Annotated in this window: 11 protein-coding genes and 1 pseudogene; 8 read left to right on the forward strand and 4 right to left on the reverse strand. The window is 41.4% G+C overall.

The genetic code is table 11. The features are described from left to right. Position 1: 1 nt before the first annotated feature. Complete coding sequence (locus GTQ43_RS12830) at positions 2–556, reverse strand: type IV pilin-like G/H family protein (RefSeq protein WP_265272997.1); 555 nt, start codon at positions 554–556, stop codon at positions 2–4. A 224-nt stretch (positions 557–780) separates the two neighbouring features. After that, a pseudogene (locus GTQ43_RS12835) lies at positions 781–954 on the reverse strand (Uma2 family endonuclease); the annotation flags it as partial. Positions 955–1,495: 541 nt separating this feature from the next. Here GTQ43_RS12835 and trxB point away from each other — a divergent pair. Both trxB and GTQ43_RS12845 read left to right on the forward strand, forming a co-directional pair. Beyond that, complete coding sequence (gene trxB / locus GTQ43_RS12840) at positions 1,496–2,866, forward strand: thioredoxin-disulfide reductase (protein WP_265272998.1); 1,371 nt, start codon at positions 1,496–1,498, stop codon at positions 2,864–2,866. A 509-nt stretch (positions 2,867–3,375) separates the two neighbouring features. After that, entirely contained in the window at positions 3,376–3,870 is a 495-nt protein-coding gene (locus GTQ43_RS12845; RefSeq protein ID WP_265272999.1) for a DUF427 domain-containing protein, read from the forward strand. 198 nt (positions 3,871–4,068) lie between these two features. Here the strand turns inward: GTQ43_RS12845 and ilvC are convergent, their stop codons facing one another. Further along, entirely contained in the window at positions 4,069–5,064 is a 996-nt protein-coding gene (gene ilvC, locus GTQ43_RS12850; protein ID WP_265273000.1) for a ketol-acid reductoisomerase, read from the reverse strand. A gap of 251 nt (positions 5,065–5,315) precedes the next feature. Between ilvC and GTQ43_RS12855 the strand changes: the two genes are divergently transcribed. The 6 genes from GTQ43_RS12855 (at position 5,316) to GTQ43_RS12880 (ending at position 11,120) form a co-directional block, all read left to right on the forward strand. After that, the gene (locus GTQ43_RS12855) at positions 5,316–6,248 is read left to right on the forward strand and encodes a DUF4349 domain-containing protein (protein WP_265273002.1); all 933 of its coding nucleotides are present in this window, start codon (positions 5,316–5,318) and stop codon (positions 6,246–6,248) included. 234 nt (positions 6,249–6,482) lie between these two features. Further along, positions 6,483–7,817: an NAD(P)/FAD-dependent oxidoreductase gene (locus GTQ43_RS12860; protein ID WP_265273003.1), complete on the forward strand. Its 1,335-nt coding sequence runs from the start codon at positions 6,483–6,485 to the stop codon at positions 7,815–7,817. 113 nt (positions 7,818–7,930) lie between these two features. Beyond that, positions 7,931–9,166, forward strand: coding sequence for an LL-diaminopimelate aminotransferase (locus tag GTQ43_RS12865; RefSeq protein WP_265273004.1), 1,236 nt, complete (start codon positions 7,931–7,933; stop codon positions 9,164–9,166). Between the two features lie 112 nt (positions 9,167–9,278). Beyond that, positions 9,279–9,917 (forward strand): Uma2 family endonuclease, encoded by a 639-nt coding sequence (locus tag GTQ43_RS12870; protein WP_265273005.1) that lies wholly within the window; start codon positions 9,279–9,281, stop codon positions 9,915–9,917. 261 nt (positions 9,918–10,178) lie between these two features. Then, entirely contained in the window at positions 10,179–10,448 is a 270-nt protein-coding gene (locus GTQ43_RS12875) for a hypothetical protein (RefSeq protein ID WP_265273006.1), read from the forward strand. Positions 10,449–10,550: 102 nt separating this feature from the next. Further along, complete coding sequence (locus tag GTQ43_RS12880; RefSeq protein ID WP_265273007.1) at positions 10,551–11,120, forward strand: HEPN domain-containing protein; 570 nt, start codon at positions 10,551–10,553, stop codon at positions 11,118–11,120. A 61-nt stretch (positions 11,121–11,181) separates the two neighbouring features. Here the strand turns inward: GTQ43_RS12880 and GTQ43_RS12885 are convergent, their stop codons facing one another. After that, entirely contained in the window at positions 11,182–11,478 is a 297-nt protein-coding gene (locus GTQ43_RS12885; RefSeq protein WP_265273008.1) for a hypothetical protein, read from the reverse strand. Positions 11,479–11,484: the final 6 nt, after the last annotated feature.

Raw genomic sequence — 11,484 nt, forward strand, 5'->3', positions numbered from 1 at the left:
CTTACTTAGCCAAAGAGACGTAGCTGCTGGGACAAGTAGGTGCTCCAGCGGTAGTGCCAATTGTAATGGTACTTGCATTTGCACCACCGTTAACCATAGCGTTGTTAGATTCACACAAAACAGCTACGGTAGTAGCTTCACTGGTAGCTTGTTGGGTTGTCACCTCTACAGCACCAACATAGGCTTTGAGAGGCGCACTGGCATTTATTACTGTCGCTCGGTTGTTTATTGAACTAGCATCTCCACCACTAACAGCCGTATATGTGTAATTTATGGTTTGTGTTGCAATACCAAGACCTAAAGCACCAATTGAAGTTGTAAATGTATTCTGTTCTAAGTAATAAGCTTGCTGCGCGCGGTTCATCGAACCTGTATAAGTTTTAGCTTCTGACTGCTTGGCTTTGTTAGCTTGGTTCAAGAAAGAAGGCAGAGCGATCGCAGACAAAATACCGATGATAATAATTACTACTAGTAATTCAATGAGTGTAAAACCCTCATTTTCGTTCTTTTTGTTGAGGATGTGTTGGAGAAATTTTGCTTTTAGTTCGGTTTTCATAAGTGTTTTCCCTGGGGTAGGAAGTGCTTGGGTGTTCTAGATATAACTTACCCAACTGCGATCGCTTTCCTATCACCTTCAGAAAAAAAGTTTGGCGATATCCGGTTACACAATCCAAAATCCTTGTATCCCAATTAACACAGATATAACTAAGCCCCTAGTGTTCATCAAGGGCTAGATTTTCAATTTCATTTGTGAGAGTGCTTTATTCAAACTCAGGTGGCCATAAAGTCGCGCTTGGTTTTTTTCAATCGATCGGCGCGAACAAAAGACACATCAGGCGATCGCAGGTTTCTTTTTTCTAAGTTGTCTTCTTCTATATTTGGCAAGATAAATCCGGCGCTAGAACCAGTCACTCTCCCTAGCTTGCGAGACATTACCCAGTTATTTAAGAATGTATTTTATAAGTTTCCCAATCTTTCTTTAGAGGAAATTGAAGCTATGCTTGATTTAGATGCATTCAAAAATACTCGATTGTACGAGAGTATCTTGGCAAAGACAAAGCCAAAAACAGAACTAGAAACAAAATTGAAATTAGTCCCAAAATGTGTTGAAAAAGGTATGAGTATTCAATAAACAGCAGAATTTTGAGAACTAGATGTTGAAATTATCAGGAAATATCTGTAAGAGGATGTTTTAAAAGTCCTCTGGTTAGTAGCAAAAAGTTTTAGATCCCCCTAAATCCCCCTTAAAAAGGGGGACTTTGATTCCGGTTCCCCCCTTTTTAAGGGGGGTTAGGGGGGATCAACAAGTGCCTAAAATTACAGCCAATCACTTTTAAAACATCCTCTAAGAAGAGTCTTAGCGGTTAATCAGGATGTTTGGCAAGTGTTGAGCGCGTAGTACTGTAGGCGTTTTGCCAGCGCTTCCCATCTTCCCTAGCCAATCATAATTTATTATGCTATATTAAACGTAGTCGTTATGAGTTCGTATATTTTCATGACTAACCCCACAGTAGAAAACTTAGTAATTATCGGTTCTGGCCCAGCAGGGTACACAGCCGCCATTTATGCCGGACGCGCTAACCTGAAACCTGTTGTATTTGAAGGTTTCCAAGCCGGGGGTTTACCTGGTGGGCAATTAATGACAACGACAGAAGTCGAGAACTTTCCAGGGTTTCCCCAAGGGATTACGGGGCCGGAACTGATGGATCGGATGAAAGCACAGGCAGAGCGCTGGGGGGCTGAACTATATACTGAAGATGTTATATCAGTTGATTTGAGTCAGCGTCCATTTACAGTGCGATCGCAAGATAGGGAAATTAAAACCAACACCATCGTCATTGCTACGGGTGCGACAGCAAAGCGTTTGGGTTTACCTAGCGAACATGAATTTTGGAGTCGCGGTATTTCCGCTTGTGCAATTTGCGATGGTGCAACACCAATTTTTCACGGTGCAGAATTAGCTGTAATTGGTGCTGGCGACTCGGCGGCGGAAGAGTCTATTTACCTCACCAAATACGGTTCTAAGGTAAATATGTTGGTACGCACCGATAAGATGCGGGCTTCTAAAGCCATGCAAGACAGGGTTTTGAGTAACCCGAAAATCCAGGTGCATTGGAATACAGAAGCCGTGGATATCTTTGGTAATGGTCACATGGAAGGGGTGAAAGTCCGCAATACTAAAACTGGTGAAGAAAGCCAACTGCACGCTAAGGGTTTATTCTACGCTGTTGGTCATACTCCCAATACCTCTTTATTTAAGGGGCAGCTAGAACTGGATGAGGTGGGTTACGTTGTCACCAAACACGGTACTGTAGAAACCAGTGTAGAAGGCGTTTTTGCGGCTGGCGACGTGCAAGATCATGAATTTCGCCAAGCAATTACGGCTGCGGGTACTGGCTGTATGGCGGCGATGTTAGCAGAACGTTGGTTGTCATCGAGTGGGTTAATTCAAGAATTCCATCAACAGCCAGAAGCAGCAGATAATGAATTAGAACATCAGCCAGCCAAAAAGACTGAAGCCGAGGAAGAAGCTGGGTTTAACTTGGATGGAACGCGCCATGCGGGAGGTTATGCCTTACGGAAATTGTTCCATGAAAGCGATCGCTTACTCCTGGTTAAATACGTCTCTCCTGGTTGCGGCCCTTGCCATACCCTGAAGCCAATTTTAAATAAAGTGGTGGATGAATTTGAAAGCATTATTCACTTTGTAGAAATTGACATCGACAAAGACCGAGATATTGCTGAAAATGCTGGTGTGACAGGAACGCCAACGGTTCAATTGTTCAAAAATAAGGAACTGGTGAAGGAAGTTAAAGGTGTGAAGCAAAAGAGCGAATATCGTCAGTTGATTGAAAGCAATCTGTAATTACAGTTAGGAGTTTATGGTGTATACACAAGTCGAAAAAAGCTTGATTTCCCGATTTTTTAACTCCTAAAAAGGCACAGAGTCAACAGCCGAGGCTCTGCTCCAATAATATATGTGAGTCAGAGCCTCAATTAATGCATTTCTATGAGGAGTATGGGAACAAGGATAGGACTAGCCCTTTCAAGGTGGGTAAAAATTTTGGTCAATAAATTCCTATTTCCGCTCTTTTCTCTGTGTTCTCTGCGACTCTGTGGTTAGATAAATTACTTTTCAACCGCAGAGACAATAGAGTTGCCAGTGCGCCCTTGCGGTTAAGAGACTTGTAGCAACTGGCGCGACGCAGAGAGAAAAAAGAGATTTTACAAGTCACCTTGAAAGGGCTAGTCCTGAAGCAAAGCTTACTAATGGTTCAATGGAATTACCAACCTATGGCAACTGATTTCATCCCTAGTTTTATCAACACGCTGGTTTTATAATTGCTCAAGACATTTAAAAGGATATTACAGAGAATGAGACCAAATCCTATCCCGCCAGAACCCGGTCAAGAATCAGTTTGGAATTATCCCCGTCCGGCTCGTTTAGAAGATAGCAACAAATCAATTCGGATAATTGTTAATAATATTGTTTTAGCAGAAACAAGTAAAGCGAAAAGAGTCGTAGAAACTAGCCATCCTCCTTCTTATTACATTCCTTCAGAAGATATTAAGCTAGAATATCTGATAGAAACACCTAAAAAAACTTGGTGTGAATGGAAAGGTAAATGTCTATATTATGATATCAGTATTGGTGATAAATATATAAATAACGCTGCTTGGCGATATTTTGAACCCACACCTGATTTTGTAACAATTCAAGAATATTATGCTTTTTATCCTAGTTTAATGGATGCTTGCTATGTAAATGATGAGCTAGTTATGTCTCAACCTGGTGATTTTTATGGGGGATGGATTACTGCTGATATTGTCGGGCCATTTAAAGGTAGCCCTGGAACAATGGGGTGGTAATAATTAGAGCCGCGCAAATAATTAAAGGTTCGTAGTGTTAGCGCAGCGTCTCGCAGAGAGGGCTGAAGCCCTCACTAAAAACTAATCTCAAGATTTTTTACATTACTTAATCTAGTTTGATTTATTCTCGCCGACTTACTTCCCAACTAATTTCAAAATCATTGTAGAGAGACGTTGCAATGCAACGCCTCTACATTCTTAAGCTTTTTTCAACCAGCTAAACATAGCGCGTAAATCTTTACCAACTTCTTCAATTTTATGTTCAGCTTCTTTACGACGCAAGGCGGTAAATCCTGGTTTACCAGCTTGGTTTTCTAGAACAAATTCTCGTGCAAATTGTCCAGATTGAATTTCGCTGAGAATCTTCTGCATTTCAAGCTTGGTTTGTTCGGTAACAATCCGTGGGCCACGGGTATAATCGCCATATTCAGCTGTGTTTGAAATGCTGTCGCGCATTTTGGCTAAACCGCCTTCTACAACCAAGTCAACAATCAGCTTGACTTCATGCAGACATTCAAAATAAGCCAATTCTGGTTGATAACCAGCTTCTACCAAAGTTTCAAATCCGGCTTTGATTAAAGCGCTCAAACCACCGCACAATACGGCTTGTTCGCCAAATAAATCAGTTTCAGTTTCTTCGCGGAAAGTTGTTTCCAGCACACCAGCGCGAGTCCCACCGATACCTTTAGCATAAGACATAGCGCGATCGCGTGCTTGACCACTGGCATCTTGATAAACTGCAAATAGCGCTGGTACACCTTCCCCACTTTCATAAGTCCGCCGTACCAAATGCCCCGGCCCTTTGGGTGCTACCATCACCACATCTACATTAGCCGGTGGTACAACTTGCCCAAAGTGAATATTGAACCCGTGAGCAAAAGCTAACACATTCCCTTCTTCTAGATTGGGTTCAATCTCGTTTTTGTAAATCGTTTTTTGGACTTCATCAGGTAACAAAATCATGATGAAATCAGCAGCATTGGCCGCATCTGCGACATTTTTCACAGTTAACCCAGCTGCTTCAGCTTTTGCAACTGACTTACTACCCGGATATAGTCCCACAATCACATTCAAACCACTATCTTTGAGATTGAGAGCATGGGCATGACCTTGAGAACCATAGCCGATAATAGCAATAGTTTTTCCAGCCAAAAGGTCTAAATTGGCATCTTCGTCATAATACATCCGGGCCATAGAAGCATCTCCTGTCAGCAAGCATCGTCATAAATTGGCAGACTTTTGATTGTACCCCAAATTGAGTAACCACAGATGAATTATCAATCATTCAATTTATCCGTTTTAACCCCGCCACAGGGGGCGGAGGGTCAAAAAATAATTATACCCAATGCCCAATGACTAACCCTGTTACATAAATCGCAACAATACAGGCTTTGAGTTTTACATCAGCAATACTGGGTTTAACTTCATCCATCTAAGGGTAGATTATGTACGCTTCGACTAAATTACCGCGCACATCTGCTTTATTTATCAGTGCATTATTGGGAGGATTGATTTTTACCAGTTGTGCCTCTTCCACTCAGTCAGCAAATAAGGCTTTACCTCCAAGCGCACCCGATGGTGCGGTAAATTCAGCAGCTGCACCTGCAAGTGAAAGGAGTAGTTCTCTAAAGACGGAAGCGGAAGCTGCACCAATAGCCCGTTCACGTCCCCAACTTATTAAAAAGGCAGCAATCTCCTTAACTGTCAACTCTGTAGATCGGGCTATTGAGGCTGTTTCGCAAATTATCAATCAACAGCAAGGGGATTTGATCGGGTTGAAACAACAACAACCCAAAAGTGACAACCCGCGTTACACAGCAACAATCCAATTGCGGATACCAGAAAATCGTCTAGAACCTACCCTGGAAGAACTAGCTAAATTAGGCACTGTTGAAAGTCGTAATATCACTGCCGAAGATGTGGGCGATCGCTTGGTAGATTTTCAAGCTAGATTAACCAATCTACAAAAAACTGAAGCCAATTTGCAAAAAATTATGGATCGGGCAGGTTCTATTAGAGATGTGCTTAGTGTTGCTCAAGAATTAAGTAATGTTAGAGAAAGCATAGAACAAATTAATGCCCAACTCAAAAACCTCCAAAATCAAGTTGCATATTCTACAATTACGCTCAACCTCGAAGCAGCAGTTTCTAGCACCAGTCCCCAACCTGCCTTGGGTTTGCAAGTTCAAGAAACTTGGAATAATTCTACCCACTCTTTGAGTGCATTTTCCGTTGGCTTACTCAAGTTGGGTATTTGGTTAATTGTTTACAGTCCCTATTTGTTAATTTTTGCTGCTCTGATCTATGGTTTTAGCCGTTGGCGACGAAATAATTCACCACGTTTGATACAAACACCAGAATCAACTCGTTCTGAATGAACTTGTATAAATCCTACATCTACCGTTGATAAATTTACATAAGCAAAGAGCATATTAAATATTGCCAAATCTTATTGTCTGAGCCTCTATCTTTAAACGTTCTATCTATCCTGTAGTTTTGATTACTTTAATCATTCTTCAAATGTAAACAGCAATACAAAATATCTGATGACAATTTTGATACAAATTTGTTAAGAATAGTTACAATAGTCGGAATACAGGATAATATTTCTTATGCTAAATTCGCTTGACAACAATCCACCCCATCAAGTAGTTATTGTTGGCGGTGGTTTTGGTGGATTATATGCAGCCAAAACACTTGCCAAGGCAGCAGTAAAGGTTACTCTGATCGATAAACGTAACTTTCATCTATTTCAACCCCTGCTATATCAAGTCGCCACAGGTGCGCTATCTCCTGCTGATATTTCCTCACCGTTGCGTTCTGTCCTCAGCAAGAGTAAGAATACGAAAGTGCTGCTGGGAGAGGTGAATAATATCGATCCAGAAGCAAAACAAGTGACTGTAGGCAACGAAGCAATAGCTTACGACACATTGATTGTTGCCACAGGTGCGAAGCATTCCTACTTTGGCAAAGATAACTGGGAAGAATTCGCCCCAGGCTTGAAAACTGTAGAAGATGCCATAGAAATGCGTAGCCGGATTTTTTCGGCCTTTGAAGCCGCAGAGAAAGAAACCGATCCAGAAAAACGCCGGGCTTGGTTAACTTTTGTAATTGTGGGTGGCGGCCCAACCGGTGTAGAGTTAGCGGGTGCGATCGCAGAATTGGCAAATCAAACTCTCAAAGACGATTTCCGCAACATCGACACATCAGAAGCCAAGATTTTGCTATTAGAAGGGCTGGATCGGATTCTGCCACCCTTTGCACCAGAGTTATCACAAGAAGCGGAAGCATCTCTGACGCGGTTGGGGGTAATTGTCCAGACAAAAACACTGGTAACGAATATTGAAAATGATACAGTTACCCTCAAACAAGGCGATGAAGTTAAAGAAATTGCCTCAAAAACGGTATTATGGGCAGCAGGTGTAAAAGCTTCAGCAATGGGAAAAGTGCTAGCAGAACGCACAGGTGCTGAGTGCGATCGCGCTGGACGCATTATTGTTGAACCTGACTTGAGTATTAAAGGACATCCCAATATTTTTGTAATTGGCGACTTAGCAAATTTTTCTCATCAAAATGGTAAGCCGCTACCTGGTGTTGCACCTGTAGCGAAACAGCAAGGTGAATATGTAGCAACATTAGTCCAAAAGCGGCTTTTAGGTAACAATTTGCCACCTTTTGCTTATACCGATCATGGTAGTTTAGCGATGATTGGGCACAATTCTGCTGTGGTAGATTTGGGCTTTATGAAACTGAAAGGTTTCTTTGCATGGCTGTTTTGGCTAGTGATTCACATCTACTTCTTAATTGAATTCAACAACAAATTAGTAGTGATGATTCAGTGGGCATGGAACTATTTCACCCGTAATCGTGGAGCAAGATTAATTACAGGTAAAGAATCAATCACGGAGTTTGTAATTGCCGATAATAAACAGCCTGTAAATGTCTAATTAGTCATTAGTCATTAGTTATTCTCACCTTGCCCCCTGCCTCTCCACTCCCCACTCCCCGCCCTCATAAATTAGCAGTAAGCTATTTGAGGGCGTTTTTCATAATCTAGATAATGGCAACTATTAACGACAACTACCTGAAACTGAAAGCGGGTTATCTGTTTCCAGAAATTGCTCGGCGGGTGAATGCCTTTGCTGAAGCCAATCCTAATGCTAAAATTATCCGACTGGGCATTGGCGATGTTACCGAACCTCTGCCGGAGGCTTGCCGCACAGCGATGATTAAAGCTGTGGAAGAAATGGGCGATCGCAATACCTTCAAAGGTTACGGCCCAGAGCAAGGTTATGCTTGGTTACGGGAAAAAATTGCTACTCACGATTTTCAAGCACGGGGAGCCGAAATTGATGCCTCCGAAATCTTTATCTCCGATGGTTCCAAGTGCGACACCGGCAATATTCTAGAAATCTTTGGTCATGACAACATCATCGCCGTTACTGACCCAGTTTATCCCGTATACGTAGATACTAACGTTATGGTGGGAAATACGGGAGATGCTAACGATAAAGGCGAATTTGAAGGTTTAGTTTATCTACCAATTACGGCTAATAACAACTTCACCGCCGAAATTCCCTCCAAGAAAGTAGATTTAATTTATCTCTGCTTTCCCAATAACCCCACAGGCGCAACTGCTACCAAGGAATATCTCAAAGCATGGGTGGACTATGCCAAAGCTAATAACTCGATTATTTTCTTTGATGCAGCCTACGAAGCTTACATTACCGATCCATCACTTCCTCACTCAATTTATGAAATTGAAGGTGCAAGAGAAGTTGCGATCGAATTTCGTTCTTTCTCCAAGAACGCAGGTTTTACAGGAACTCGTTGTGCGTTAACTGTGGTACCGAAGACACTCAATGGAAAAGCCGCCGATGGTTCCGATGTAGAACTATGGAAACTCTGGAATCGTCGCCAGTCTACCAAATTTAACGGCGTTTCTTACATCGTCCAACGGGGAGCCGAAGCGGTTTATTCTGAAGAAGGACAGGCACAAATCAAAGGATTAGTTAGCTTCTATCTAGAAAACGCCAAAATTATCCGCGAAAAACTCACAGCCGCCGGATTATCAGTTTATGGTGGCGTGAATGCACCTTACGTTTGGGTGAAAACGCCTAATGGTTTATCCAGTTGGGAATTCTTTGATAAGCTGCTGCAAACTGTCAACGTTGTAGGAACACCCGGTTCAGGCTTTGGTGCTGCGGGAGAAGGTTACTTCCGCATTTCAGCGTTTAACAGCCGGGAAAATGTCGAAGAGGCGATGAAACGGATTACGGAAAAGTTTAAAGTGTAGAGCGATCGCTTTTGTTAAACTCAATCTATTAGTCTAAAGGTTACGGTGGGCTATATTATCCACCGTAACCTGATAGATAATTAATTTAACTCAGCTTACTCATATTCTGATTATGACTGCTGCTATCCCCATTTTCAAACCTGTTAGCCAGATGAAGTTAGCACCTGGTAGCACGGTGACTATTCCTGATGTTAGCTGGGAAGAATTTGAATCTATTTTAGAAGAATTGGGACAAAAAAGAACTACCAGAATTGCCTACAGCCAGGGTACTTTAGAAATTATGGCTCCTTTACCAGAACATGAAATACCTAAAGATTTAATTTCTGATATTGTCAAAATATTGCTGAAGGCTAAGAATATCAGGTATCAACCTTTTGGTTCTACCACTTTTAAACGACAAGGTGTAGCAGGAGTTGAACCTGATGCTTGCTTTTATATTCAGAATTATCAACAGATGATTGGTCATCGTCGCTTGCAATCTAACGATCCACCACCAGATTTAGCGATTGAGACTGATGTCACATCAAAAACTACTCTCGATGCTTATGAAGCCATTGGAGTCCCAGAACTATGGATTTATGACAGTGCAAACCTTTCTATTTATTTGCTGAGAGAGGGGAAATACATAAAATCTAACACCAGTCCTAATTTTGAAGATATAGCGATTACTCAAATTATTCCTACCACTGTGGAACGTAGTTGGCAAGTAGGAAGTTTTCAAGCTTTGGAAGAATTGGAAGCGATGATTTAGTAAATGATCAATTAGGCATCGCTCATTGTGAGTTACTGCCAAATGTGGAGATTGCTATAATTGCAATATATGCAGTAGCAACAAATATGCTGGAATTTGCGATCCTATTTAGTAAAATAGTGAAATAAATGGCGAGTTAAACAGTTCAGCAAATTACGGAAAAGTTTAAGGTGTAGGTTTGTTGTGCATCAGTTTTGGATATCTTAAAGGTTATAGTTAAAGTTACCTAACGATCGATACTTAGAGGATTAATATTAGCAAATGCCAAATAATCATTTACCAAAGACAAGATACGAAATAGCAGACAAACCTCAACTCAGACCCTATGGCTCAAAGGTTGATATTATTCTTGGTGGCAACAATCAGTTTGGTTTTGATGGAGAAAGTTGTCTCATTTTGGGTAATGAGCTGATAGTTCGTCTCATTCCTCGGCAAAACAAGAAGTTTGAGTTTCAGAAATTTACAGCCTATTTAGAAGGTTTTGCTACTGCTAGCGAAGCAGAGGAGGCTGGTTTAAAGTTTGCGATGTAAGTTTTGTGGGCAGCAGTCTCATTAGGATGTCCACTACGGTTAGAATATCACACTCCGCTGCCATGTGTAGTATACGATCGGACTCCACAGGAAGGGATGCTGATGGGGGTAGAATTTCGTGGTATGTTAACCAGTGGAGCAAGTCTAGTTGTTGAGGTATTGGAGCAAACTTTCACTTCTAATGTCCCAATTAATAATAAACAGCTACTTGTTTCAATGGAGCTTTTTGCCGCAGCTCGTTTAGAGGTAACAGAACGTGCAAGATTTGTTGGGCTGATATCGGCACTTGAGCCATTAGCTGAACAGAAAAAATTTGAATACCCAGACTTAAAAAAGATTGTCAAAGAGACCTTAAACAAGGTGCAAGATTCAGTGGATTTACCTGATGATATAAAGCGATCGCTCGAAGGGAGTATCAGGAATCTAACACGCGAATCTGTATCACACGCTATTAAACGCCTTATTACAACTCATTTATCTGAGGACAAAATGGCATTAGAAATTCTGCAAGAAGCTTATACAATCCGCAGCAAGATTCTACATGAAGGGGCTTTCTATCCAGATTTACGCGATAAAAGTTATAAAATTGAAGATGTTATACGCCGTCTCTACTCTGCCATAGTCGGATACGAACTTCGCTCCCCAGCAGTCACATATACAAATAATGATTAGCCTTGAGATGAACAGTTAAATTCAAGGTTCGATTTTACAGGTTAGACAAAGCGCGATCGCTTCATGTTGTGCTTGTCAACTTAGAATTTCGGGTAAGTTTGGCAGAATGACTTTCTGGCTCTGAATACATAGCAAATAACTCACTAAAAACCTCTTCCCCATTAATCTCTCCACTACTAACAAATCGTTCTACCTCAACCGAACCATCCTCAAAAAATTCCACTTCCCATCGTTCACCAGCCACCGCTACATTGACCATAATGGTTTCATCCCGATGATGAGCTAAGGTGTAACTAATTTTCTCTTGTTCCAATTGATTTAGAAAGGTAACTAGTTTGCCAAATCCATGATTCTTCATTTGTCA

This window comes from Nostoc sp. KVJ3, assembly GCF_026127265.1.
In the GTDB taxonomy this organism is placed as follows: Bacteria; Cyanobacteriota; Cyanobacteriia; order Cyanobacteriales; family Nostocaceae; genus Nostoc.

What these genes read in the sequence shown, in the direction of transcription:
- GTQ43_RS12830 (WP_265272997.1), bottom strand. Translation starts at nt 556, where the DNA reads ATGAAAACCGAACTAAAAGCAAAATTTCTCCAACACATCCTCAACAAA.
- trxB (WP_265272998.1), top strand. Translation starts at nt 1,496, where the DNA reads ATGACTAACCCCACAGTAGAAAACTTAGTAATTATCGGTTCTGGCCCA.
- GTQ43_RS12845 (WP_265272999.1), top strand. Translation starts at nt 3,376, where the DNA reads ATGAGACCAAATCCTATCCCGCCAGAACCCGGTCAAGAATCAGTTTGG.
- ilvC (WP_265273000.1), bottom strand. Translation starts at nt 5,064, where the DNA reads ATGGCCCGGATGTATTATGACGAAGATGCCAATTTAGACCTTTTGGCT.
- GTQ43_RS12855 (WP_265273002.1), top strand. Translation starts at nt 5,316, where the DNA reads ATGTACGCTTCGACTAAATTACCGCGCACATCTGCTTTATTTATCAGT.
- GTQ43_RS12860 (WP_265273003.1), top strand. Translation starts at nt 6,483, where the DNA reads ATGCTAAATTCGCTTGACAACAATCCACCCCATCAAGTAGTTATTGTT.
- GTQ43_RS12865 (WP_265273004.1), top strand. Translation starts at nt 7,931, where the DNA reads ATGGCAACTATTAACGACAACTACCTGAAACTGAAAGCGGGTTATCTG.
- GTQ43_RS12870 (WP_265273005.1), top strand. Translation starts at nt 9,279, where the DNA reads ATGACTGCTGCTATCCCCATTTTCAAACCTGTTAGCCAGATGAAGTTA.
- GTQ43_RS12875 (WP_265273006.1), top strand. Translation starts at nt 10,179, where the DNA reads ATGCCAAATAATCATTTACCAAAGACAAGATACGAAATAGCAGACAAA.
- GTQ43_RS12880 (WP_265273007.1), top strand. Translation starts at nt 10,551, where the DNA reads ATGGGGGTAGAATTTCGTGGTATGTTAACCAGTGGAGCAAGTCTAGTT.
- GTQ43_RS12885 (WP_265273008.1), bottom strand. Translation starts at nt 11,478, where the DNA reads ATGAAGAATCATGGATTTGGCAAACTAGTTACCTTTCTAAATCAATTG.